The organism is Psychrobacter sp. GTC18467 (genome assembly GCF_055397455.1).
Window position 1 is genome coordinate 924,189 of sequence record NZ_AP038920.1, and the last position, 26,165, is coordinate 950,353.

The window sequence follows — 26,165 nt, forward strand, 5'->3', positions numbered from 1 at the left end:
GTTAAAAAAGACCACTTAACGTAATATTTTGACCATCGTAAAAGGTTAATACAGCGAGCAGCAGCGCCAAATTTAGCACCACGGTAAAATAATAAACTAGACGAAACTCCGCCTTTTGTGATTTATGCCGCAAATAAGTTTGCGCCACCATTGCCCCAACCCAGCCACCAATTGCACTTAATAAGTGCAGCGTGGATTCAGACGTTCGCCAAGCGCCGCTTTGCGCTGCCTGTTTATCTTTGGCATAACTGAAATACGTCATCACGCCAATCACAATATACCAGCCCACCAAAACCCAAGGCAGCTTTGCCATCACCGCAAGCAATAACAGTACGCCATAAAACGCTACGCCTAAAAACAGCCGCTTTTTTTGACCGGCTTCAAACTCTGCTTGCTGACTTTTTTGCTGATTGCGGCGGCGGATTTGGGCGTTTTTTTGCGCCATTTTTTGTTGGACAAAGCCAAGCTCTTGAACCTCACAAGCTTGCAGCCGACCTTGGTTATCGGTTTTGGTCGCAAAAACTACCTCGTCACCAACTGTTGGTCGGCGCGGCGCTTTAAATTCACTGATATGAAAAAACAGCTCATCATCGCGGTGGCTGCCTTGAGCCTTGATAAAGCCAAAGCCTTTGTCATCATTAAAGCGGATGATTTGACCTTGTTGGCGGGTTTTGGGGGGCTTTAAAGCTTGAGACTTTTGGGTCATGGTTACGCCTTGAGCGGTTTTGCAATTTATTGACAAAAATCAGCCTATGATACCGTGATTTTAGGATTTTTTGTTACATGTTTTTACGGCACAAGCGCTTACAGAGTCAGGTAATTGGCTTATCATAAAGCAGTCAGCGCAGCCGCAAAGTGATTTCGGCTAAGCGCTTTTATTTTCTTAAACAAGGGCCTGACTATGACCCCAACTGACTTTATTACCCCCAATGAGGACATCCGAATCGAGCACGGCAGCCAAGTGCTGCTGCATTTTGAGGTGGCGCTTGAAAATGGTACGGTGATTGACTCGACCTTTCAGCGCCCCGAGCCTGTGAGCCTGACCATGGGTGATGGCAGCTTGTTATCAGGGTTTGAGCAGGTGCTCAACAACCTTCGCGCCGGTGATACGCGAACGGCGCTGTTGACCCCTGAGCAAGCGTTTGGCGAGTGGAATCCGGACAACGTTCAGCAGTTTATCCGAGCGCAATTTGCGTTAATTGCGGCAAATCCTGAGGTTGGCATGATGATTGAATTTGAAGATAAAGGCAAAAATACCTTGGCGGGTGTCATTAGCGACGTCAGCGATGATGAAATCGAAGTTGATTTTAATCATCCGCTAGCCGGTCAATCGGTGTTATTTAAAGTCAGTATTTTTAAAGTAACACCGGCAGGAACAACGGGCATTCAGCTGATGTAAAGTTACGGGCTAACCAAAATAATAAAAAACAAGGATAACTTATGAAATATGAAGTTTTGCCGCAATTAAATACCAGAGTTTCCAAAATTTGCTTGGGAACGATGACTTGGGGTCAGCAAAATACCGAAAAGGACGCCCACGCTCAGATGGATTTGGCGCTAGATTTGGGGGTCAACTTTTGGGATACGGCAGAGATGTACCCCTCGCCGCCGGACAAAGACAAGCAAGGCACGACCGAGCGCTTTTTGGGAAACTGGCTTGCCAAAACCGGTCGCCGTGATGAGGTGGTCATTGCCAGTAAAATATCGCCGATGTCGTTTTTGCGCGGTGGTCAAACAAGGTTTAATAAAGCCCACATCAAATCGGCTATTGATGACAATTTAAAACGGCTGCAAACCGATTATATTGATATTTATCAGCTGCATTGGCCGGAGCGGCAAAGCAATTTTTTTGGTCGTCGCGGCTATGATGAGGCAATGAGCGCTCAAGATTTAAGCGACTTAACGCCATTTTTGGAGACGATTTCGGCGCTTAATGATGAAATCAAGCAAGGTCGCATTCGCGCTTATGGCTTATCCAACGACACGCCTTGGGGCGTCATGCGCTATCTTTGGGAAGCTGAAAAGCATCATTTAATTGCGCCCATCACCATTCAAAATCCGTACAGCTTATTGAACCGGCTTTATGAAGTTGGTCTTGCGGAAATCTCGCACCGCGAAAATATCGGGCTGCTTGCCTACTCGCCGCTTGGTTTTGGGGTGTTGTCTGGAAAATATTTAGGAAATAAACGCCCAACAGGCGCGCGCCTTACCCTTTATGACCGCTACGACCGTTATATTAATGAGGAAGCCAAACGCGCAACCCAAGCCTATGCCAAAATCGCCCAAGATTTTGATTTGGACATGGCGCAAATGGCGCTGGCTTTTGTGAACTCAAAACCGTTTGTGACCAGCAACATCATTGGCGCCACCACGCTTTCACAGCTAAAAAGTAACATTGACAGCATTAATTTAACCCTGAGCGATGAGGTCATTGCGGCGATTGACCGCGTTCATCAAAAAATCCCCAATCCCTCCCCATAACGGCAACTGATTTGGCATCGTTGTTCTAGCAAATAAAAAATCAGCGTTTGATTTGCTCAAACGCTGATTCAAGATTTTTTAAAGCGTAAGTTTTAAAAGGCTATTTTTCTAGCAACTCAAGCCCGACATCGCTTAACACCCGTGAATGCAAATCAGCAAGACCCTCTTGCATTCGTTTTTGCAGCAAATTGGTCAGCTCACTTTTGGTTTTACCCTCAGGATTGATAGATTCAAGCGGCAACACGTAAGCGCAAACGTCACGGCTATCAAGGACGCGCTTGATGCTTTGTTTCATGGTAAGCTTACCAAAATAAGGCAGCGCCTCACTTAAAGTGCCATCATTATTCACATAAGCAATGACCAGCGGCTGAATAGGAACGCCGGCATCAATGGCGGATTGCAAGAGCGTTCCGTGAATGCGCTTGATTTTTTTACCATTGGTGGTGGTGGCTTCTGGAAAGAAAATGACCGAAAAGCCGTCTTTTAAAAAGCTGGTGATTTGATTGGCAACCGAGCCTGCATCGCCTGAACCGCGCTCAATAAATAGCGTTCCGCCAGCTTTGGCAAGCTTACCAAAAATTGGCCACTCGCCAATCTCAGCTTTAGATAAGAAAAACGCGGGGCTGACCGTTCCGACCACCGGAATGTCCATCCACGACACGTGATTGGATACCCAAAGCCCGTGATATTGCGGCACCCGCTCGACTTGGACGACTTTCACGCCAAAGGAGCTTGCCATTTTTTTACAAAAGGTTTGGATATAACGCGGCAACTGCTCTCGCGGCGGCGCTTGAAACGCGCCGATTTTTTTGGCAGCGCGAATGCCGCCTGCAATGGTGGTGGTCATGCCGGCAATTTGTTTGCCGCGACCAAGTTGTCGCCGGATAGCGTCAATAGACTTCGGCAGGCTCATAAGCTGTCCTTAACGTTCATTGTTATGACTTTTATCAAAATTGCAAATCAGTATAGCAAAATTCTAAAGCGGTGAAATCATTTGTTCGCGATAGAAGCCAAACGGTTAAAATAGCCGCTGATAGCGACCATGCTCTATTATGATTGTAAAATGGCTTTTGGCAACCAACCGTTTGGGCGTAATTTTACCAAAGTCTTTTATTATCTTAGTTTCGCCCTTATATTAGCAGTATCAAATTTTTAAATCACAGGTGACTTTTTTGGAATATTTTGAACGGCATGAAGGCGGCGAGCGCGCGATTTTGGTGCATTTGGACATTCGGCAACTGCAAGACCCCGATGATTTAAACGAGTTTGAATTGCTTGTGGATTCGGCAGGAGCAGAACGGTTGGCACTCGTTGGTGGCTCACGGCTGAAACCTGATGCCAAATATTTTGTGGGCGCAGGAAAAGCTGAAGAAATTGCGGAGTTGGTTCGGCAGTTTGATGCCGACATCGTTATTTTTAACCACAGCTTATCGCCCTCGCAAGAGCGTAACCTTGAGCGCTTGGTTCAATGCCGCGTCCTTGATAGAACGGGACTGATTTTGGACATTTTTGCTCAGCGCGCGCGAACGTATGAAGGTAAACTTCAGGTCGAGCTTGCCCAGTTAAATCATTTATCCACACGATTGGTTCGCGGCTGGACGCATTTGGAGCGGCAAAAAGGCGGTATTGGACTTCGCGGTCCGGGGGAAACTCAGCTTGAAACCGACCGCCGATTACTGCAAGTTCGCGTCAGCCAATTAAAAGCCAAACTTGCCAAAGTCAAACAAACCCGCGCCCAAGGTCGCGCTCAACGGCAAAAATCCGACGTTCCGACCATCTCTTTGGTGGGATATACCAACGCGGGCAAATCAACCTTGTTTAACCGCTTGGTCGATGAAAATATTTACGCTGCCGACCAGTTATTTGCCACCCTTGACCCAACGCTGCGCCGCTTGGATTGGCAAGGCGTTGGTCGGGTGGTGCTGGTCGATACGGTCGGTTTTGTTCGTCATTTGCCGCATGAGTTGGTCGAGTCGTTTCACGCCACTCTTGAGGAAACGCTTGAGGCGGATTTATTGCTGCACGTGATTGATTCGGCAAGCGAGGACATGCACGAACAAATTGCCGCAGTAAAAGAGGTTTTGGCGCAAATTAACAATAGCGTTCCGGTGCTTAACGTCTTTAACAAGATTGATTTGAGCGGCGAGCCTGCGCACATTGGCTACGCCTCAGAAGGTGTTCCTAACCGCGTTTATGTGTCAGCGCAACAAAACTTAGGCATTGAGCAGTTATCGCTTGCGGTTCAGCAGTTATTAACCGGAACGCTGACCACGTTTGATTTAACTTTGCCGTATCATGCCGGTCAGCTGAAAAATGCCCTTTATGAGCTTGGCGTGATTCAAAATGAAAGCTATGATGACAGCGGTCATGAATGCCTACAAATTCGCCTGCCAAGCGATAAGCTTAAACAATTACTCGGTCAAGCAGGACTGTCGCCCCTTGAGGTGCTGCCAGAAGCGCAAGCCACGCTGCTAATGCCCGTGCTTGAGCCATTTGAGCAAGAAATTATCGCAGGCAGCCAAAACCTTGACGAGCAGATGCCAAGTGACCCTCAAAAATAACCTGCAAATTTAGGGTGTCAATCACACCCTTTACGCCTTATCAGCAAGGACGATAGATGAAGCCTGCTTACTGTTCAAATTTGCCTTTGTGGCTTGCAATCGTCATCACGCTTGCGATGGTTATCGTGGTTCGCGAAACGGCAGTTATTGTTTGCAGTTATCTTGGCATTGCCACTGCTGCCAATGTGGTAGGGTTGGTGGTGATGTTTTTAATCGTCATCACTTGGCGATTTGTCAAAGGGCTGCCCAGTTGGCTCACCAAAGCCAGTAATTTGTTGTTGGTCGACAGCGGATTGGCTTTTTTACCGGTGTCGGCAGGGGCAGGAATTTTGCTGTTTGGCTTGGGTGATGAGCTGGTTGGGGCGCTACTGACCATGACCATCAGCACTTTACTGCCACTTTGGGGACTTGCAATCCTTGCCAATCGTTGGCTTGCCAAAACGCCGGATTTGGACAGCATGCCTGACCCTACGCCTTCTCAATTGCCGTTAACCACTTCTGATGACAAAGCGCGCTAATCATGTTTGATAATGTTTTTATAGCCACTTTTTTTGCCGTTTTATTGACCTTAATTGCGCACATCCTAGCGCGACTTTTAGCAAAAAGATTCAAATTTCTACCGATGGTCGTCATTGCGCTCGTTTTGGTGGTCAGCTTTTTATTTTTGCTGCGCTGGGACTACAACGACTATTACGCCGTTGCCAAGCCTGTTTTTGACCGGCTTTTGGGCTATGTCACCGTACTTTTGGCGCTGCCCCTTGCCGCCATGAACTTTCAAGGCTTGCCGGTTAAGCGCCTTATCGTGATTGTGGTTCTTGCAAGCGTGATTGGCGCGCTGTTTCCTATGGGACTTGCTTATTTATTTTCGCTAAGCCATGACAGTATATTGGCATTTGCCACCCGCTCGGTAACAACGCCAATTGGACTTAGCGTGGCAAGTCTTATCAAAGCGCCGCTCGCCCTTGCCAACTTGATTATTGTGATTTCAGGATTTATGGGCGCGGTTTGCGCTCGAATTTTGTTCCGTAATATCTCTGATGACCGCGCCAAAGGCTTGGCATTAGGGCTTGCCGCTCACGCCTTTGGAACGGTCGAAGCTTGGCAAATGAGCCCCACTGCCGGTCGCTATGCGGCCTTCGGTCTTGCCGTTAATGGCTTATTAACTGCCGTTTGGGTTCCCATTTTTATTAGCGCTTTTCAAATTTAACTGGTTTTTTTTTGCCTATTTTTTATTTATCAATTTTTTTTGATGAAATAAATCTGCCTAAAGATGAATAAAACCAATTTCTCTCGTTCATTGTTAACCGCGCATTTTTTATTGACCATAACCATCAGGCAAAAGCGCAATAATATAGCAATTTGATTTCACTCATATTTTTAACAAAACTTTTGCGAAAACTTTGCTTTCTGATGGGGAAAGCATTTTTTTTATGATATAGTAAGCGACTATTATCTTTTGTATCTTTTGCAATGACGTTTCGTGATTAATGTCGTTCAATCTTAATAACGAGAACTGTTAATTTATGCCCAAAACTGCCGCTGGCGGTCTGTATCTTTTCAGGGCAATAATTTGATAAAAAGTGATATCTTATGATAACTGTGACTTCTTTTTTCCGCCGAGCTTTTCTATCCGCCTTGACCAGCGGTATCATTTTAGCGACCGCTGCCACAAGTTCCCAAGCTGCGAATATGTATATTTATAAAGATAAGGGCGGTCAAGTTTTATTAACAAATGTCAACCCCAGTGGCAATTTTAATAAATTTACCAAACAAGTTAAAGTCACCCACTATAAAGACCCCATTGCCCAACAAGCAACGTTTTCCAGCAATTACAACCCCACTTACACCCCATCAACCAGCTCTGGCAGCCGCAGCACTTATGATGCTTATATCGTTGCCTCAGCCGCGCGTCACGGCGTTGACCCTGCGCTATTAAAAGCCATGATGCACACCGAATCTGCCTTTAATCCAAACGCCCGCTCCCCTGTTGGCGCTCAAGGCTTGATGCAGTTGATGCCGGCAACCGCGCGCCGCTTTTCGGTAAACAACCCTTGGAATCCTGCCGAAAATATCGAAGGCTCGGCTAAGTATTTGGCTTGGCTTTTGCGCAAATTTAATAACAAGGTTGAATTTGCGGTCGCCGGCTATAACGCCGGTGAAGGCAACGTGATGAAATACGGCGGCATCCCACCGTTTAAAGAAACACGCAACTACGTTCAGCGGGTGATGAATCGCTATCACACCATTTATAAAAATGACGCCGGACTCTTTGCCAATAACAGCCGCTTTAGCACCAGCAACGTCAGCGCTCAACCGGTCAGTTATGCGACCAGCAGCAACAGCGCAAGCTATGCCAATTCAGCGCTGCAAGCACTGCGTTAATTGCTAAGTTCTTGGCTAATTTGGCTGCCTTTTTAAATACTCAGCAAAAATTAATGTTAACTAAAGCATAAAAAAGCCCGTTATTAAACGGGCTTTTTTGGCAATTGGCATTGATATTTTAACAAAATGCTTATTGACCCGCAGAAGCTTGAGCAGCCGCAACTTCAGCCGCAAAGTCTTCTTGCTTTTTCTCGATGCCTTCGCCAACTTCAAGACGCTTAAAGCTAAGAACTTTTACGCCTTCAGCTTTTAGGACATCGCCAACTTTTTTGTCATTGTCCATAACGTAAGGCTGACGAAGCAAAGTAACTTCATCAAGGTACTTACGCAGACCGCCTTCGATCATTTTTTCAACGATGTTGTCAGGCTTACCAGACTCACGAGCTTTGGCTTCGATGATGTCTTTTTCACGAGCCAACACGTCAGCAGCAACGTCGTTGTCATCAACCGCTACAGGGTTAAACGCTGCAATGTGCATGGCAAGGTTTTTGCCAGTTTCAGCGCTGCCACCTTCGTAAGAAACAACCACACCAATACGCAAACCATGACGGTAAGATGCTAGGTTGTCACCTTCGATGGTTTCAACGCGGCGAACTTGAATGTTTTCACCAATTTTTTGAACCAAAGCCACGCGAGCTTCTTCAACCGTTTGACCATCACCGTAAGGAAGTTCAGCGATTTTAGCCACATCAGTTGTGCCATTTTCTAGAGCAAGGTTGGCGACTTTTTCAGCAAACGTGGTAAAGTTATCATCTTTTGCCACAAAATCAGTTTGGCAGTTCACTTCAACCAAAACGGCTTTGTTGCCGTTTTGAGCGATGATGATCGCGCCATCAGCGGCGATGTTGCCGGCTTTTTTGGCGGCTTTGGCTTGACCTGATTTACGAAGGTTGTCAATGGCAACTTCGACATCACCGTTTGATTCTTCTAGGGCTTTTTTACATTCCATCATGCCAAGACCGGTGCGGTCGCGAAGCTCTTTTACCATTTTGGCGGTTACTTGTGCCATAAAAATTACCTCAATGTCAAAATTGTGATGATTAAAAGGGTTAATCAACAAGAAGGCATGACGAGTATCACTACATCATGCCTAAAAGTTGCTATGACAAGCGCCTTTGAATTGAAGAAGCGCTTAAATATAGCTTAATAAATTACGACTCAGCTTGTTCTGCAGCTGGAGCATCAGCGACTTGTTCAGTAGCCGCATCATCGTTTTGAGCTTGATCGGCATTGCCACTGGCTTGAGTTTGCGCGTACTCTTTTCCGGCGATGATGGCGTCAGCAACGGCAGTCACGTACAAGCTTACGGCGCGGATAGCGTCATCATTTGCAGGAATAACGTAATCAACGTTGTCTGGGTTTGAGTTGGTATCAACGATTCCGATCACAGGAATGCCTAAGTTTTTGGCTTCTTTAATAGCAATGGCTTCGTGATCCACGTCAACCACAAAGATTGCATCAGGAAGACCGCCCATGTCCTTGATACCGCCAAGCGAGCGCTCAAGTTTTTCCATATCGCGGGTACGCTCTAGCGCTTCACGTTTGGTAAGCTTAGCAAAAGTACCGTCTTCTGCTTGTTTTTCAAGCTCTTTTAAACGGTTGATTGACTGGCGAAGAGTTTTCCAGTTGGTCAGCATACCACCAAGCCAGCGATGGTCAACATACGGCATGCCAGCACGGGCTGCTTGTTCAGCAATGATGCCACTTGCAGCACGTTTCGTACCCACGAAAAGCACTTTGTTTTTCTTAGCCGCTAAGTTGTTGACGTAGTTAAGCGCTTCGTTAAACGCTTTTACCGTGTGCTCAAGGTTGATGATGTGAATTTTGTTGCGAGCGCCAAAAATGTAAGGTCCCATTTTTGGGTTCCAAAAACGCGTTTGGTGACCAAAGTGAGCGCCTGCTTGCAATAAATCGCGCATTGAAACTTGAGTTGGATTTTGATTTGCCATAAAACTGTCCTAATGGTTGGGTTATGCCTCCACGTCACAAAACCTGCCGATTTGCTCACACGCATTTGTCTTAACTATGGATAAGTTTGGCAGACAAATTAATCAAGTGAGCAAACACCCAGCACGTTTTTGCCGTAACGTGTGTGTCATTGGTTGAAAGTTAAGTCATTATTTTTAATAAAAAAATAATTGGGCTGTATTTTAGCATAATTGATCAAGCAATACAGTAATTTGTTTAATTGCCAATATGAAAAAATTTAAGGGCGAATTTCAGCAATAAAAAGCGACAATGAGCCGCTTTTTATCCTTCTGATGAGATTATTTTTTAATTTACACAAATGCCAATCACGGCCTGATAACCACGCCACAAAATTGGCGTGATATAACTTTGCCGATCCTTAGGAAACAGCGTATGGCTTGGGGCGCCATCAACGATTTTTGGGGGCGCAATGATGAAATTAGGACCAAATTCCGTTCGAGCGTTGCCCGAGATGGTATTTGCCATCTCGCCAAGCAAGTCTTTCATCATACTTAAAGAATTGTCTGACTCGCCCATGACGCTTAAGACTTCTCGCAGCATCATGGTCGGGGCGCTGACATAAACATAGCCTTCAAGCGGTCCTGAGATTTTAATAATGCCACTATAATCAAAACCCACCAAGTTTTTATTGCTGTGCAAATAAGGGGTATCAATCGCAACGGGTGTGTCATCAATTTGAGCAAAAAAGTCGCTGATTGAGCTTAAAAATACCTCTAACTTTTCTACTTGGATCATACTTACTCTCTTTTTAACACTAACTATGGTTGTTCTACCCTGTTGCTAAGGCTTAAGCTTAGTCCTGTAAGCACACCACTATCTCGCCCACTTGATCTTGCCAAGCGACGGGAATAATAAATGAGCGCTCACTTTTAGGTAAAATGATGCTTTGCGGCGCCCCTTTAAAGACAAAAGGGACGGAGATATGAAACATGGGACCAAATTCTTTTCGGGCATTTCCTGAAATGGTATTGGCGACCTCGCCTGCCAAATCAATTAAATTTTCCTCGCCCTTATCCGACTCGCCCATGCTGTCTAAAATGCAAGCCAGCAACGGGGTCGTTGCCGTAAAATAAACCACCCCTTTTTGTGCTCCTGAAATCCCGATAACACCTGTATAATCATGAACTTGCGGCTGTTTATTTTCTAATAAATATGGTGTATCGACCAACAGATCATCTTGACCAAAAAGACCAAAATAATTGCTAATGATGTCCAAAAATATTTGTAATTTTTGTTCTTTCATAATATCCCTACTGATGTTGTGACGACTTAGTCTTGAACCAATTCATAAAGGGCTTCGACCAGATCTTCTTCTGAAAACGGCTTACATAAAAAGCCACTGGCGCCAAGCGAGAGTGCTTCAATCCCTGTTGCTTTATCAGACAGCGCTGACACAACCAAAATACGAACTTCAGGATCTAAGGCGATAATTTTTTCAATACATTCAAGACCATCCATTTCTGGCATGGTCAAATCCATAGTGATCACATCAGGGCGATGGGTTTTGAATTTTTCTAACGCACTAACCCCGCTCGTTGCGGTCGCTACAAGCATAAATTGCCCTGAATCATAAGCCCGCTGAATGCGGTTACGAATGATATTGGAGTCATCAACAATCATTAGTTTATGCATGGTGGTTTGTTATCCTTAAATTAAGAATTAGGTAAAGTGATGATAAAGCGCGTCATTCTGCCAAGCTCGCTATTCACATTGAGCTTGCCGCCAAGTTCTTGAACGTGAGCTTTGATAATATCCAAACCAACGCCGCGACCACCATCTTCATCCGAACCTTCTTTGGTACTAAACCCTGATGAGAAAAGCTGGCTGAGTAACTCGTTGCGCTCAAGTTTCTGCGCCGCTTCCGTCGTAAACTTGCCCAATTGCACAAGACGGCTGCGGATATTGTCGTAATCAATACCGCGACCATCGTCTTGCAAAGTAACGGTCACTTGATTATCTTCTTTTTTCACTTCAACGTCAATTTGACCGACTTCAGGTTTGCCTGCGGCAATACGCTCGTTAGGGGTCTCAATGCCATGAACAATAGCATTTCTTAATAGCTGAATGGTAATTTCTTTAACCACGGGGCTTAGCGACTCAGGAATCACTACTTTATTCAGCGTCTTTGATTGCAGCTCAACTTGCTTATTTTGACGGGCAGCAATTTGTTTGGCAAAATCTTGATAATAAGTGAGCGCTTGAACCGCTAAAGGGGTTTTCGGCGCGCTTGCAATGTCAAATCCTGAGCCATCATGAGCAGTCTTTTGCGGCGCCGCGTTTTGGTTGATTCGCGCCCCAAGTTTAATGATGGTATTAGATAAGGTGAGCAATTCATCCAAATGAACCGTCAGTGCCAAGAAATCGTTTCCGGCAAGCTTACCTTTGTTTTGTAGCGCGGCAAGTTTGTCCTCAGCTTCTGAAGCAATTTTGGTAAAGCTGTGCAGTTTGAGTGCAGACGCCTCACCTTTTAAGCTGTGCATTTCGCGGTAAATGGCATTCAACTTACTTTCAAGCTCATATTGCGAGCTGCCAGGATTTTTTAAGATATTGTTCATCTTATCAATACGCGATTGGGTATTGCCAATAAACTCGTTAATCATCACCGGATTGACGTTCAAGATGGTGGTGAGCATCTCAATCTGCATGTCGTTTTGCGCGCGTTCTTTTTCAAGGCGCTGTTCTAAATAAACGGCGTCGGAGACGTCATTCACGTTGACCAAAATTCGCGCGATGTCTTTGTCTTCATAAACTCGCGAAAACTTAAAGTCCAAAAAGCGATTGCTGGCATTTTGGTCATTAGAGGTGTCATGAAGCATCACTTTATTAAGCGGGTTCAATGAATCCACCAAACGCTCTTTTACCCGTGGGTTATAAAGCTGTTCAATAAATTGGCGGGTGGTGCTCAAGTCTTTATCAGAAATTCGACCGCGAAGCACACTGGCAAAGTTTTGCCCTGCAAGCTGCTCTGAGCCCATGATTTTAGTTAACGCTTTTGAGTGCTGCTGACCAATGTTTAAATCTTTATCTAAAAGAAACAGTCCTGTATTTACCGTTTCCATAATTTCTTGCGTTTCACGGCGCGCCACCATCAACTCTTCATCCGACTTTTTCAAACGGCGAACAAAGTACGATACGAAAATGATGAAGTATAAAATCGCAAAGGAAATCCCGAAAATCTGCAAGTTACGCAAGAATTCTGCGCGATTGCCGTTTTCAGCGTTTAAACTGTTGGCAAGTCCTGAGGCATTGTCATAAATTTCATTGGTTGGGGTACCAAATTGCTGCTCAAGCTCCGCATTAGTGAGCGCTTTGGGGTCGGCTAAAAAGAAGTTGGCATTACCTTGATAGTTTTTCCAAAGGGCAACGGTTTTGTTGACAAACTCTTTTTGGTCGTCTTGACTGACCGGAATGTACGGCACTTGATCGCCGCGAATATCAACATCGCCGCCTTTTTCCAGAATATCGATTTCAGCATCGACCGTTTTGGTCATCTCGCTGACCTTGCTTTTTTGTGCTTCCACCTCAGCCGGCGCATCTTCACGAGCGCGCATACTGTTGAGCAAATAAATTTCTTTGGTCAGCGTTGGAATATCACTTCGCAAGTTAGAACTTAACAACGTTCCGGCGCGAAGGTCGCGAATTTTGAGTGAGTTATAAATACTGGTCACCAAAACGCCGGAGGTGAGCAATAAGAACACCACAACAGAGACAACAATTGCCGTATACCGGCTTTTTGCTATGGGTAAATTAGATCGTGATGGGGCTGCCATAACGGACGTCCTTGTTTCAATCAAGAGAAAATTGGGCGGTCAATAAATCGTCAAACCCGTTAAAGATAAATCATAATTCAAGAGCATTTTTCTGATAACTGCTTAATTATTAAGCATTAAAAATGTTATTGGCTTATGACTTTTTATGATAATAGCAATCATTATAAATTAAGAAATTAGCAACGTATGATCAGTGAACCTTTAATTCCTAGTAAATGATGAGGATGAGCCATGCATTGATAATGAGTTACTTGGTTTGCCGATCGAGTACGCGCTGTTTTGAGGAATAAAAGTAATAATAAGCGTATCAATTTACAATAGATATACCTAATGGGAAAATTTCTTTATCTTTATTGCATAATTATTACACAATATTACATCTTATAATACTTAAGTCACTTCCCAAAAGCAATAAATAAGCCTTGTTTTTACATAAAAAACAGGTAAATATTCGTAAAGGGTTGAACTAAAATCTAGCTATAGTTATGTTTTAACCGCTCAATAAAAAGCCAATTATCGTTAATCAATAATTGGCTTTTTGATGGCCGTTATTGTTAGTCAGCGTTTTCTAAGTCAAGATTTGGGTCAATCCGCCAAACTAAAAAGCAGCCGATCGCCATTAAGACAAACATGGTGACCCCAAGTTTGAGTACCGGATTGACCGGAAATAGGTTTAAAAGCAGACCACCAAAGATGCCTACAGAAAACATCAGCGAGCCTTGAAGGGCGCTTGCCATGCCGGCACGATGCTTTTGAAATGCCAAAGCAATAGCGCCAGCATTGGGTTGAGTTAAGCCAAGCGCTGAGATACAAAAGAAAATACAAAGGAGCACCAGCGGCAACCAAGCTTCTGTACCAAACAGCAGTCCAAGCACAAACAATCCTGCCGCTGCTATCACTTGAACCAGTGCCCCAAAACGAAGTAAGCTTAGCAAGCGATAATGATTGGTCAACCACTGATTTAATTGGGTAAGCGCCACAAACCCTGCCGCATTGGCACCAAAAATCCAGCTAAAGTGGGTGGCACTGACGCCATAATTGTCCATAATCAGCTCAGAGGCGGCGCTGATATAAACGAACATCGAGCCCATTAATAACCCCCCACCAATGGCAGGTAGATTAAAGCGTTGGTCTTGTAACAGTTCCCAATATTGGCGCAGCACTTGGGAGGCAGGTCGCTTGTTGCGATTTTCCTCGGTGAGCGTTTCAAAGAAAAACAATTTCGTTAGGATTAAATTTAACACCCCAAACGCCGCTAAAAACCAAAAAATAGCATGCCAGCTAACAAACGTTAAAAACAGCGCCCCAAGCGATGGTGCTAAAATTGGGGCAAGCCCCATCACCAAAATCATAATGGAAAAGGCTTTGGCGGTTTGCTTTGCCGTTAAACGGTCGCGAATCGCCGCTCGCGTGACCACCGCCCCAACACAAGCGCCCAAAGCTTGTAGCGTTCGCCCAACAAATAAGACCAACTCATTGTTGGTGCTGGCACAAACGACAGAAGCTATCACATAAAGCGTCATGCCAATATATAAAGGTTTGACCCGACCAACACGGTCACTAAACGGACCATAAAACAGCTGACCGAACACCAAGCCGATAAAATACGCCGGAACAGAGTTGGAAATAAATGCCGTCGATACGCCAAAGCTTTTTGCCATTTCAGGCAATGCCGGCAAATACATATCGATAGATAAAGGTCCAACAGCCACCATCAGCCCAAGCATCATAATCCATAATACGGGCAAATCTGCCGAGCGGACTTGGTTTGAGGCGTTGGGCGGGGTTGGTGAGTTGGGGGATGATTGGTTTAAGGGGGGCATAAATCAGACCACTTTTTTTAAAGGCAATAAAACAGTTAATAAAAATCATTAACCAATTGCCTTATATTTTGACTTTTATAAATTTTTCAATAGCTTTTTGCACTTTTATCAAGTTTGGCTAATGAGTCGATGCTAAGCTTAGCGAAACTGGCGCCGTTTAAACGTTACGGCGCTGTCTTTGGCTTTTTTGAGCGCAAGCTTTTGATTTTGACCGAGCATCAGTTTTAACTGCCAAAATTTTTCTTGATACAAACTTAAGGCATTTGGCGCAAAAAGCTGATTGACGACGCGCTTCGCAGCAAGGACGGCATCGGGGGAGCGATGAGAAATCTCTTCTGCCAAAGCCATCGCTTTGGTCATCGGCTCATTGTGGCAATGGGTAATCAGCCCAAAATTGAGCGCCTGAGCGCCATCAATAATGCGAGCGGTCATCGCAAGTTCTTTTAAGACATCGGGTCGAACCAGCCCTGCCGCCGATTTTGAAATTCCCATGTCTGCCACCAAGCCCCATTTGCCCTCTAAAATAGCAAACTTACAATCAGGGTGGCTGATACGAACATCAAAGCCAAGCGCAAGCTGCAATCCTGCCCCCAAACAATGACCTTCTAGCACGCCAATGACCGGAATTGGCAGCGATTGCCAAATTAAGCAAACCTGTTGAAATAAGCTTTGCCAAGGTTTAATCAGCTCCCAAAAGGCAAAAGCTTGCTGTTTTGGTGCGGTTAAATCCTGCAAATCAATCCCTGAGCAAAAACTATTTTGGCTGCCCTCCACAATCACCGCCCGCAATGCGTTATCGGCAGCTGCTCGTTTTGCCACCAAAATCAGCTCACGCATCATCAAAAAGCTCATGGCATTTTTTTTATCGGGTCGATTTAAAGTGACGGTTAACACGTTCTTTTGACTGCAAACTTGCAGCGTTTGGTATCGAAAGCTTGCAACCTTGTGCATGAGGCATCCTTAAGAATTTAAAATTACCTGACATCTTAGCAAGCAAGCTATCATTTTCGGCAGTAAACTTTGACCGTTCAGGTAGTCGGTTTTAACTTACCTTTTTAACTTATCTTGTTTAATTTGCCTTGAGCACTTGGCATTTCAAGCTTAGCAAAGCTAAATCATTTTCCAAGCCATGTCGTTTTCACTGAGTTGATGAACAGTCAGCTGCGGATATGGTGATAAATCATGGTTTTGTAAATTGTTAAGGGCGGTCAACAGCTCTTTAAAATACGGCTCAAGCTTGGCAAATTGCGCAGGGCTTGCATGCTGTGAGCTCAGCAAACATTTATCTTCAAGGTTTTGACTGGCAAAGCGCAGTTGCGGCACGCCGGTATAACGACTTGCGCCCAAAATCCGGTGCGCAATTTGACCAAGTTGCTGCCGGTCACGGGCGTTCCAAGCGTGATTTAGCGCCTGTTTTTCGGTGTCAATGGTTTCAAGCATCATGCCAATTAACGTGGCTGCCAAATCTGGCTTGTTTGCTGAGCGCTTGAGCGCATCTTGCCAATCCAAAACTGCAAAGCTATCAAGGCTCGTTGCTGACTCCATTGATGGTTGCGGCTCGCTATTAAAATTTTGTGGCAGCTGCTCATGATACTGCGACTGTTGATAGCGCGGCTGGGTTTCGCGGGTAGGCTCACGAAGATAATCATCGCGCGGCTGACTGTCACGCAAATAGTCATCACGAATTTTTTTAAGCGATAAGGGTCTGGCGATATTTTTATCTTTGGGCATTGCCGCTGATTTTTGCTTGCGAAATGCCAATTCTTGCTCATCTACCGCGTCTTTATGTTGATGGGAAATGTTAAGCGGCTTATTTTCAGCAAGCGCCGTATTTGTCGGCGTTTCGCTGCGACTGAGCCATTTTTGCAGCACTTGCACCAGTTGCGGCTGACTGATCGGCTTGCCAACATAATCATCAATACCGCTTGCCATCAATTTGTCGCGCTCGTCAGCCAAACCGTGAGCGGTTAAGGCAATAATCGGCACGCGGCGCTCAGGGTTCTCAATTTTGCGAATTTGCTCGGCAGCTGCGCGCCCCGACATTCTTGGCATTTGAATGTCCATAAATATCAAATCGATGCGGTCTTTGTCGCCGTCTTTGTCATCAATGGGCGCAAGGCTTATGGGTTTTGCTTTGCTTCGCGTTTCGGCTTTTGACAACTGCGTTTTATTGGACAAACTTTGAACAATCGTTTTGCTCGGTTTGCTGTTTTTGGTTTGCTGTTTGCTGATGATTTCAATGGCATCAAAGCCGCTATTGGCGGTAATCACTTGAATGCCAAGCTCGCTTAATAACGCATCTAATACCAATAAATTGGGCAGATGGTCATCAACGGCGAGCACGGTGACCCCTTGCCAGCGCGGTAATGGCGCGGTCATCGGCGCTCGTGATTTTTGGGTATCGAGCATGGCGTAAAGCTGACGTTTATCCAGCGGCTCAAATAAAATGTTGGCTTGATAGCGGTTTAGGAGCGCTTGGTCGGCGGCAACTTGATAGCCAAATACCGCAAGTTTGCCTTGATAATGCAAGCGAATTTGCTTTAACAGCGCCATCATATCGTCTTGGGTGTCGTTATCAACGATGACCCAATCCCAAAAGTTGCCGCGCTCTTTTAATGATTCAAGCACGCCGGGCAAGGAGTTGGCTTGAGTTAAATGAATCGGCAAATTTTGCAAACTTGCCTTTAACACCTGAATGGATGCCGGATGATTCATCCAAACCAAAATATGAAATTCATCGCTAACGCTTGCCAGCGGCGCCAGTACCGGCGGGCTGATGCTTTGACCAGTGGGCGCTTCTAGCACATCAACATGGGTTGGAATGCGAAACCAAAAGGTTGCCCCTTGATTGGCAATGTTTTCTTGAGCGTTGTCATAAAAGCCAATATCACCGCCCATCAAACGGGTCAGCTGCTTTGAAATCACAAGCCCAAGCCCTGTGCCGCCATATTGCCGCGTGGTTGACGGGTCGCCTTGGCTAAAGCTTTGAAATAGAAGCTTTTGGTCAGTTTTTGAAATGCCTTTGCCGCTGTCTTGAACGCTAATCATCAAATCGTTGTCTTGATAATCATCAAGGCTGACCCGAACCACCACATCACCGGTATCGGTAAATTTAATCGCGTTGCCAACAATATTGGTCAACACCTGCTTAAGCCGCAGCGCATCGCCCACAATTCGCATCGGCACATCATTGTAAAAAAATACCGCCATTCGCAGCCCTTTTTCAGCGGCAACGGGGGACAGCATATCGACAACATCATAAATGGTGTCATATAAATCAAAGTCATGACGGTCTAAAATCAGCTTTCCGGCTTCAATTTTGGAAAAGTCCAACACATCGTTAACAAGAGCAAGTAGGTGCGCGGAGGACTTGCGGATGGTTTGAACGTATAAATCCTGCTCGGCATTTAATTCGCCATGACGGGCCAGTAAATTGATAAAGCCATCGATACTGTTTAAGGGCGTTCTAAGCTCGTGGCTGATGTTGGCTAAAAACGCCGATTTGGCTTGGCTGGTTGAAATCGCCGCGTCACGAGCATTGCGGATAGAAATGTTTTGCATCTCCATTTCATCAAACGCTAAGCGCAAATCGTCCTCGGTTTGCTCGGCGTGGTTTTTTAACTCTTGAAAGCTTGAATGCAGCCTGCGCAATGTTTTTACCAAGTCTTGCTGAAGTAGGTTTAATTCGCCATCGGACTCTACCGCAAAAGGCTTATAAAGGTTGTCCACGTTGGTGCGCTGAAGCTGAAGCCTAAGCTCATAAATCGGCGCAATCCAGCGTTTGGCATAAATATTTAAGCTTAATAGCAAAATTAAAATGGTAAAAAGCCCTGTAATTACCAGTGCAATGGCAATTCGGTAGCGCGCAAGGTATAACGGCTCGTTGTCCATATCAATAAGCAGCCAAAGGCGCTGCTCATCAAACGTCCCCAAAACGCTGCCGTAAGCGGTACCAATCGGCGTTGGCAATTGCGATAAAAAGTTTGCGGCAGGGTCAATGACCGGCCATGGCTCGTGAACGCCATAGCCAACGGTTGCCAAAACTTGATTGTTTTCATTGATAATGGCAATGCGCTGAACGTGCTGCTCAGATTGCATTCGGCTCAGCTTGTCGCGGATGGCAACCAAAGCGGCAATCGCGCCTTTGGGCTTGTCAGCGCTTGACGCTTGGCTTTCGTCAACGATGACCGCGCTTGAGGGCATCGGCGTTTGCACCCCGCCAAGCGCATCTTCGGACAACACGGCATTGGTTAATCGGCTATTGGGCGTGCCAAAATAATCATTAGAATTTAACTGCGAGACCAATCCGAGTGAATGTGAGCCACTATTATCCAGTGCGGATTGACCAACGCTTGCCACATCGCCAACGATTTTTTTGGCAGTTTCTTTATTGTCGTTAAACTGAATGCGCTCTTGCTCTAACAATTCAGGAATCAGCTCAGTGACCATCGGCTTGTAGCGAATAAGTACCGCCTCGGCAAGCGCGTTTTGCTCAGACTCTGAGGCGCGCATGGTTTCATGAAATACCAAAATGCCACCAACTGCGGCAAGCACGCAAATTGGCAAAAACACCAAAATAATCAGCTGACCGTAGGCGCTACTGGTGTCAAAGCGCTTTTTATTTGTCATATGCCCCTGCGTCTTTATTTTTACTTTACCATGACCGTTAACTGCCTATTTTAGCAGCATTTTATCACCGGCTTTAAGCTTTCTTGTTTTAAGCGTTTTTAACACAAAACTGGCGGTAAAAGTTAAGGTTTTTTTAGCAAAAAGTTCATGCGCCTGCGCGCAATAAATTGCAAAGCGCTGCACGATAGGGTCAACAAACTGCTATAATAAGCGCATTTTTATCAAAGGGCAGCCTCGATGATGACGCCAAAATTAGGCGATTTATCACAAGCTTTGCTTTCGCGACCCGATAACACCACAAGGATGCGTTATGTCATCGCAAGATACCAAATCATTTATCAGCCAAACGGTAACCTTAGCCGACTGTGTTGGCAAAACGCCGTTGGTCAAATTGACCACCTTGCCAGCGCTTGAGGGCATAAGCGGCGCCACGCTACTGGCAAAGCTTGAGGGCAACAATCCGGCAGGGTCGGTCAAAGACCGCGCCGCGTTTAACATGATTTATCAAGCTGAAAAGCGCGGTGATATTAAGCGCGGGGATACTTTGATTGAAGCGACCAGTGGCAACACCGGAATTGCCCTTGCCATGGTTGCCGCCATGCGCGGTTATCCGTTGACGCTATTGATGCCAACCAATTCCACCCAAGAGCGCAAAGATGCGATGGCAGCTTATGGCGCTACCCTGATTGAGGTTGATGAGGGCATGGAAGCGGCTCGTGATTTGGCGCTGCAAATGCAAGCGGATGGCAAAGGCGTGGTTCTTGACCAATTTAACAATCCGGACAATAAACAAGCGCATTATTTAACCACGGCTCCTGAAATTTGGCAGCAAACTGACGGTAAAATCACTCATTTTATCAGCTCGATGGGAACGACCGGAACGATTACCGGCGTGGCAAAATTTTTAAAAGAAAAAAATCCCGACATTAAAATCATTGGTTTGCAGCCCGATGAGAACGCCTCAATCGCTGGTATCCGCAACTGGCCAAAAGAATACCTGCCAGGGATTTTTGAGCCAGAATTGGTTGATGAAATCATCGACATTGACCAAACCGATGCTGAAGTTTATATGCGAAAACTTGCCAAAACCGAAGGCATTTTTGCAGGGGTATCGTCCGGAGCAGCGGCTTGGGCGGCGCTACAAATCGCCCGTAACAATCCTGACGCGGTCATTGTTTTCATCGTTTGTGACCGCGGCGACCGTTACTTATCGACCGGACTTTATAGCGTTGATGACGACGCCACGCCATAATTCACGCTTTTTTAGGATATTTTGATGACTCACGCCCTGCCCTTTGACCCTGTATTAGTGTTCGATATCGAAACTGCCCCGGATATTGCAGCGGCGCGGCGCGTTTATCCGGAGCTTAGTGATTTAAGCGACACCGATGCTTTAAGCGCGCTCACCGCCATTCGAGTTCAAGAATCGGGGCGCAGTTTTATGCGGCTGCCGTTTCAGCGAATCGTTTGTATTTCTTTTTTATATCTAAAAGATGGCGCGATGAGCCTGCGCTCGTTAAGTGCAGAGCAGCTTAGCGAAAAAGAGATTTTACAGACGTTTTTTCGCGCCTTTAGTCATTTTAACAGCCTGCCGCAGCTGGTCAGTTGGAACGGCTCGGGATTTGATATTCCGGTGCTGTTGTACCGAGCGATGCTTTATGAATTAAGCGTTCCTTTATTGTTTGAAGAAGGCGACACGATTCGCGAGATGCGCTTTGACAATTATGTCAACCGCTATCACCATCGCCATTTGGACTTGATGGACCGCTTTAGCCAATTTGGGGCAAGCTCGCGGCAGTCGATGGATATTGTGGCAAGCCTTTATGGACTGCCCGGCAAAACGGACGTTGATGGCAGTATGGTGGGCGCTTTGGTTGCTAATAATGACTGGCAAACCTTAACCGTTTATTGTGAAAGCGATGTGCTCAACACGTGGCTAATTTATTTGCGCTGGCTGCGCTTGACCGGAAAAGTAAGCTTTGAGGGCTTTAATTTTTGGCAAAATGAGACCAAAACTTATTTGCAAAACTTTCAAAAAGATGACCGCGAAATTAGCCGCCATCAGGAATTTTTAGCAGATTGGGAAATCAGCACGCAACATCTTTCAAACTAATTTTTTAAAATTTTTAAAGCCCAACCGTTAAAGCTTTACGCCGTACCGTTATTTTTTCATTAAGGCAGGATTATGACTCCCACCCAATCGCCCAACCCTAATGCCAGCATCACCACCCCGCCAAGCAAAAAAAAATCCAAACCCTCCTCAAAAACGCGCCGCCGCTTAAAAGAGGCGCCGCCTGTGCCCTTTGTTATTGACGGCTTATCGCATGACGGTCGCGGCGTGGCAATTTATGGCAATGGTTTTGAGGAAAAAGACGGTCATATTACAGACAAACACGGCAAAAAAGTTTTTGTCAGCTTTGCGCTGCCAAATGAGAGCGTTAACGTCAAAATCACCAACAGCCGAGCAAGCTTTGAAGAAGGCGACGCGGTTGACGTCCTTGCCAATCCCAACCCCAATCGTGCTGTCCCGCCCTGCCCGCATTTTGGCGTTTGCGGTGGTTGCAGCTTGCAGCATTGGCAGCCGGACGCGCAAATTGAATTTAAACAATCGGTATTGGCGGAGCTGTTGCGCCATCAAGCCAACATCGAGCCTGAAAACTGGCTTGAGCCGATTGTTGCTGACCGCTTAGCTTATCGAACCAAAGCAAGGCTTGGCGTTCGCTACGTGGCAAAAAAAGAAACGGCGCTCGTTGGCTTTCGGGAGCGCTCAAGCAACTTTCTGGCTGAGTTAAACGAGTGCCATATTTTGGACGCGCGAATCGGCTTTGAAATTGAAAACTTAAAAGCGCTGATTGCAAGCCTTGATAGCCGCGACCAAATTGCCCAGCTAGAGCTTGCCATGGGCGAGCATTTGCCTGAGCTTTTGGACGGCAATCAGCCAGTCGCCTTAATCGTTCGCAACTTATCGCCATTGACTGATAGTGATTTAGAAAAATTAAAGACGTTTTTTCGCGCGCGCAACTGGCAACTTTATTTGCAGCCTAAAGGTATGGACAGCATTGAGCGCATTGCCTTGCACGAAAGTGATGATTTAAGTCAGCAATTTGGCAGGCTTTATTATCAGCTTCCTGAGTTTGATTTGAAGTATGAATTTATCCCAACCGATTTTACCCAAGTCAATTTGTCGGTGAACCGCAAAATGACCAAGCTTGCCTGCGATTTGCTTGAGTTAAAAGCCGGTGAGCGCGTCCTTGATTTGTTCAGCGGTCTTGGCAATTTTAGTTTGCCAATGGCAAGGCTGGTTGGCGCGTCAGGTCTTGTGATTGGGGTTGAAGGCAGTGAGGCGATGACCGCGCGCGCCGCTGATAACGCTCGCCGAAATGGTCTTGGCAACACCGAATTTTACGCTCAAGATTTGACCCAAGACTGCTCAAATGAGCCGTGGGCAAATCAAGGCTTTGATGCGCTGCTCATCGACCCACCGCGCTCGGGGGCTTGGGAAATTATGCAATATTTGCCCAATTTTAATGCCAAACGTATTGTTTATGTGTCGTGCAATCCGGCAACGCTTGCCCGCGATACCAAAGCGCTGCTTGATGGCGGCTACCGCTTGACAGATGCCGGTGTTATGGACATGTTTTGTCATACCGGTCACGTTGAATCTATCGCCCGCTTTGAAAAAGTGACTGCGTAAGCAAAGCTAAACCGATAAATTTTTATGCAAACGACGCTATTTTGTTAAACTTTGGTTTATAAATTAGCGCCATTATGTTACTTTTAATCATAGGATTATTACAGTTACAGGCTTGAATTGTACCGCTAGGGTGCGATAATTGTGGTCATCATCGCAAAAGTGTTGTTACGGCAATTTGAGGGATTATGAGTAATAAGCTGCCAAGTAAGCGTCGCCGCGCTCTTAACTTGATTTTAAAAGTCGCAATAAGGAGCAGGCTATGGTAAAAATTCGTGAAGGTTTACCGCTTGTTGATGGTCAAACCACCCAAGTAGATAGCGCTGCCGTTGCCGCCCAACTGGTTGCCAATCAGCGCTCGCAGGGCTCTGCCAACAGCTACGCTCAGCTGCCGCTTGACATCAAAAATCAGCTTGCCACTCACAAGCTGCACACCACTTTTGACCGCAATCCGCACTATAATTATCCCGATGAGCTGTATTTTGATAACAATTATTTAGACAGCGCCATTTTTCATGAGTCGCAGCTCATTGACAGCGATGGCTTAAGCCTTGAACAAGCCAATATTGACATTCCGGCTTGGCTTGACAATGTGGCTCGGCGAATCGGTCAAGACAGTGTCCCTAAATTGGCGCAAGCTTGCGACTTTATCCGCAGCCGGATGAATACTGATGAGTCAGAGCGCTCAGGAGCGTATGTCACCGGCATCGGCATGACCGATATCTTGACCTATCTTTATCAAGATGAAAACGCGCTGGTCGCTGCCATGCTGTATCGCAGTGTCCGCAAAGGCTTGATTACTATTGACGAAATTAAAAAAAGCTTTGGCGATGATGTCAGCACTTTGGTCACCGACACACTGGCTATGGGCAAGCTTGCTGACATCATTGAAAGCAACAAGCGCTTAGAAGACCACTTTATTAACAATCAGCGCGACCAACTATCCAACATTTATAGCATGCTTATTTCGGTCACCAATGATGTGCGCGTGGTGCTGATTAAGCTTGCTGAGCGCACCTTTTCTATGCGCGAATTGTCTTTTTCCAGTACCGAGCGGCAGCGGCGTGTCGCCCGTGAAGTGATGAGCATTTATGCCCCCCTTGCCCATAGGCTTGGGATTGCCCAATTAAAATGGGAACTTGAAGATTTAGCCTTTCGCTACCTTGCTCCCGACCGCTACAAAGAAATTGCTAAGCTCTTGTCAGAAAAGCGCAGTGAGCGGGAGGATTATATCCGCCGCGTTGAACAGCAGTTAAACGACGCGCTGCGTGATGCCGGAATCAAAGGCGAAGTTTCAGGGCGCGTGAAGCATATTTATTCGATTTATCGCAAAATGAAGCTTAAAGGCTTATCCTTTGACCAGCTTTATGACATTCGCGCGCTGCGGGTATTGGTTGAGGATACTGCCGATTGCTATCATGTTTTGGGATTGGTTCATGGGCTTTGGCGCTATATTCCTGAGCAGTTCGACGACTATATCACCAACCCCAAAGCCAATGGTTATCGCTCGCTGCATACTGCCGTCATTGCTGAAAACAAATCGCTTGAAATACAAATTCGCACCCACAGTATGCATTTTGAAGCTGAACTTGGCATGTGCGCTCATGTCAACTATAAAGAAGGCTCAAAAAATAAAAAAGACAATTACCTGTCTCAGCGCATCAGCTCCTTACGCCAACTGCTGCTGATTAATAATGACACCAAAACCCAAGGCAGGTCTGTGGTTATTGAGGGCGACAACGGCGACATTGAAGTGTTTGAGCCCGACGAGCAGCCAGTTGAATTTGACGAGCTTGAACGGATTTACGTGTTTAGCCGTGACGGTGACATCACCGAGCTGCCCAAAGGCGCGACCGTTCTTGATTTTGCCTATTACGTTCATACTCAAGTTGGCAACCGCGCCCAAGCCGCGCGCGTTAATCAGCGTTATGTTCCGCTTACTTATCAGCTAAAAACCGGCGAACAAGTCGAAATCATCACCAAAGCTTCCCGTGAGCCAAATCGTGATTGGCTGGTGGCATCGCTTGGCTATATCAACACCAACCGCGCCCGCTCCAAACTTCGGCAATGGTTTAACAAACAAGACCGCGATAAAAATATCGAAATTGGCAAGCAAATGCTGGCAAAAGAGCTTGAGCGCTTATCGGTGCACCCAAACAGCATCGACCTTAAGGACTATTTGCAGTTTTTTAACGCCAACACCGCCGATGACATTGTCGTGGGCTTGGTGACCGGCGAGATTGGCATTCACCAATTGACCAATCATATCTCACGGCAGCTGCAACTTGAGCCGGAAAAAGAAGAAGAAGAGTTTACCCCAAGCATCGATACTAAGGCGCACAGTAAGCTTAGCGCTTATAAAATCAATATTGACGGTCTTGATAATATTGAGATTAGTCTTGCTGGCTGCTGTCATCCGGTTCACGGTGAGCCGATTGCCGGATTTATCACCCAATCCCGCGGCGTGAGTATCCACAATCGCGGCTGTCCTGAATACGCGCGGATGATTGAGCGCGAGCCAGAACGCCAAATCAATGCCAGTTGGCGCGCCAAATCTGGACGCTTTCAGCCGGTAGATATTGATGTTGAGGCGTACGATAGGCGCGGACTGCTGCGTGATTTGACCCAAATCATTGATAAAGAAAACGTGAATATCCGCAAAATTGACACCCTAAGCACCGATGACAATGTCGCTTTGCTTAAATTTCATGTCGAAGTTGCAGGGCTTGCGCATTTATCCAAACTCCTTGCCAAGCTTGAGCAGCAACCGGGGATTTTGCACGCTCGCCGCGCCATTGCCTAATTTACTTAAATTGATGTCAAAGGTTTATTGATTATT

Annotated in this window: 21 protein-coding genes; 10 read left to right on the plus strand and 11 right to left on the minus strand. The window is 46.0% G+C overall.

Annotated features, from left to right (window positions below):
- Window position 1: 1 nt before the first annotated feature.
- Window positions 2-706, minus strand: coding sequence for a DUF1294 domain-containing protein (locus ACZ5XY_RS03905; RefSeq protein WP_464743117.1), 705 nt, complete (start codon window positions 704-706; stop codon window positions 2-4).
- A gap of 195 nt (window positions 707-901) precedes the next feature.
- Here ACZ5XY_RS03905 and fkpB point away from each other — a divergent pair, with 195 nt between their 5' ends.
- A complete protein-coding gene (gene fkpB / locus ACZ5XY_RS03910) occupies window positions 902-1,399 on the plus strand; it encodes an FKBP-type peptidyl-prolyl cis-trans isomerase (RefSeq protein ID WP_464743118.1) in 498 nt (165 codons plus the stop codon).
- 41 nt (window positions 1,400-1,440) lie between these two features.
- On the plus strand, window positions 1,441-2,481 hold the full coding sequence (locus ACZ5XY_RS03915; RefSeq protein WP_464743119.1) for an NADP(H)-dependent aldo-keto reductase: 1,041 nt from the start codon (window positions 1,441-1,443) through the stop codon (window positions 2,479-2,481).
- A 100-nt stretch (window positions 2,482-2,581) separates the two neighbouring features.
- On the opposite strand, the gene ACZ5XY_RS03920 is transcribed toward ACZ5XY_RS03915, so the two are convergent.
- The gene (locus ACZ5XY_RS03920; RefSeq protein WP_464743120.1) at window positions 2,582-3,394 is read right to left on the minus strand and encodes a lysophospholipid acyltransferase family protein; all 813 of its coding nucleotides are present in this window, start codon (window positions 3,392-3,394) and stop codon (window positions 2,582-2,584) included.
- A 259-nt stretch (window positions 3,395-3,653) separates the two neighbouring features.
- Between ACZ5XY_RS03920 and hflX the strand changes: the two genes are divergently transcribed.
- From hflX to ACZ5XY_RS03940, 4 genes are all read left to right on the plus strand, one after another.
- Window positions 3,654-5,042, plus strand: a complete 1,389-nt coding sequence (gene hflX / locus ACZ5XY_RS03925; protein WP_464743121.1) for a ribosome rescue GTPase HflX — start codon at window positions 3,654-3,656, stop codon at window positions 5,040-5,042.
- Between the two features lie 56 nt (window positions 5,043-5,098).
- Window positions 5,099-5,560, plus strand: coding sequence for a CidA/LrgA family protein (locus ACZ5XY_RS03930; RefSeq protein WP_464743122.1), 462 nt, complete (start codon window positions 5,099-5,101; stop codon window positions 5,558-5,560).
- A gap of 2 nt (window positions 5,561-5,562) precedes the next feature.
- Window positions 5,563-6,249 carry an LrgB family protein gene (locus tag ACZ5XY_RS03935; RefSeq protein WP_464743123.1) on the plus strand — a complete coding sequence of 229 codons (687 nt, stop codon included), beginning with the start codon at window positions 5,563-5,565 and terminating at the stop codon, window positions 6,247-6,249.
- A gap of 383 nt (window positions 6,250-6,632) precedes the next feature.
- Entirely contained in the window at window positions 6,633-7,424 is a 792-nt protein-coding gene (locus tag ACZ5XY_RS03940; RefSeq protein ID WP_464743124.1) for a lytic transglycosylase domain-containing protein, read from the plus strand.
- 130 nt (window positions 7,425-7,554) lie between these two features.
- Here ACZ5XY_RS03940 and tsf read toward each other — a convergent pair whose 3' ends face one another.
- From tsf to ACZ5XY_RS03985, 9 genes are all read right to left on the minus strand, one after another.
- A complete protein-coding gene (gene tsf / locus ACZ5XY_RS03945; protein WP_464743125.1) occupies window positions 7,555-8,433 on the minus strand; it encodes a translation elongation factor Ts in 879 nt (292 codons plus the stop codon).
- A 142-nt stretch (window positions 8,434-8,575) separates the two neighbouring features.
- Window positions 8,576-9,373 (minus strand): 30S ribosomal protein S2, encoded by a 798-nt coding sequence (gene rpsB, locus ACZ5XY_RS03950; protein ID WP_464743126.1) that lies wholly within the window; start codon window positions 9,371-9,373, stop codon window positions 8,576-8,578.
- 325 nt (window positions 9,374-9,698) lie between these two features.
- Window positions 9,699-10,148 carry a chemotaxis protein CheX gene (locus ACZ5XY_RS03955; protein ID WP_464743127.1) on the minus strand — a complete coding sequence of 150 codons (450 nt, stop codon included), beginning with the start codon at window positions 10,146-10,148 and terminating at the stop codon, window positions 9,699-9,701.
- Window positions 10,149-10,206: 58 nt separating this feature from the next.
- Entirely contained in the window at window positions 10,207-10,656 is a 450-nt protein-coding gene (locus ACZ5XY_RS03960) for a chemotaxis protein CheX (protein ID WP_464743128.1), read from the minus strand.
- 26 nt (window positions 10,657-10,682) lie between these two features.
- The gene (locus tag ACZ5XY_RS03965) at window positions 10,683-11,045 is read right to left on the minus strand and encodes a response regulator (protein ID WP_464743129.1); all 363 of its coding nucleotides are present in this window, start codon (window positions 11,043-11,045) and stop codon (window positions 10,683-10,685) included.
- A 20-nt stretch (window positions 11,046-11,065) separates the two neighbouring features.
- Entirely contained in the window at window positions 11,066-13,183 is a 2,118-nt protein-coding gene (locus tag ACZ5XY_RS03970; protein ID WP_464743130.1) for an ATP-binding protein, read from the minus strand.
- Between the two features lie 554 nt (window positions 13,184-13,737).
- A complete protein-coding gene (locus ACZ5XY_RS03975; RefSeq protein WP_464743733.1) occupies window positions 13,738-14,913 on the minus strand; it encodes a multidrug effflux MFS transporter in 1,176 nt (391 codons plus the stop codon).
- A 231-nt stretch (window positions 14,914-15,144) separates the two neighbouring features.
- Complete coding sequence (locus ACZ5XY_RS03980; RefSeq protein WP_464743131.1) at window positions 15,145-15,957, minus strand: crotonase/enoyl-CoA hydratase family protein; 813 nt, start codon at window positions 15,955-15,957, stop codon at window positions 15,145-15,147.
- Between the two features lie 159 nt (window positions 15,958-16,116).
- The gene (locus ACZ5XY_RS03985) at window positions 16,117-19,635 is read right to left on the minus strand and encodes an ATP-binding protein (protein ID WP_464743132.1); all 3,519 of its coding nucleotides are present in this window, start codon (window positions 19,633-19,635) and stop codon (window positions 16,117-16,119) included.
- 310 nt (window positions 19,636-19,945) lie between these two features.
- Between ACZ5XY_RS03985 and cysM the strand changes: the two genes are divergently transcribed.
- From cysM to ACZ5XY_RS04005, 4 genes are all read left to right on the plus strand, one after another.
- Window positions 19,946-20,887 carry a cysteine synthase CysM gene (gene cysM / locus ACZ5XY_RS03990; protein ID WP_464743133.1) on the plus strand — a complete coding sequence of 314 codons (942 nt, stop codon included), beginning with the start codon at window positions 19,946-19,948 and terminating at the stop codon, window positions 20,885-20,887.
- Between the two features lie 24 nt (window positions 20,888-20,911).
- The gene (locus ACZ5XY_RS03995) at window positions 20,912-21,748 is read left to right on the plus strand and encodes a 3'-5' exonuclease (RefSeq protein WP_464743134.1); all 837 of its coding nucleotides are present in this window, start codon (window positions 20,912-20,914) and stop codon (window positions 21,746-21,748) included.
- 72 nt (window positions 21,749-21,820) lie between these two features.
- Window positions 21,821-23,329 (plus strand): 23S rRNA (uracil(1939)-C(5))-methyltransferase RlmD, encoded by a 1,509-nt coding sequence (rlmD, locus tag ACZ5XY_RS04000; RefSeq protein WP_464743135.1) that lies wholly within the window; start codon window positions 21,821-21,823, stop codon window positions 23,327-23,329.
- A 259-nt stretch (window positions 23,330-23,588) separates the two neighbouring features.
- Window positions 23,589-26,129: a RelA/SpoT family protein gene (locus tag ACZ5XY_RS04005; RefSeq protein ID WP_464743136.1), complete on the plus strand. Its 2,541-nt coding sequence runs from the start codon at window positions 23,589-23,591 to the stop codon at window positions 26,127-26,129.
- The last annotated feature ends 36 nt before the right edge of the window (window positions 26,130-26,165 follow it).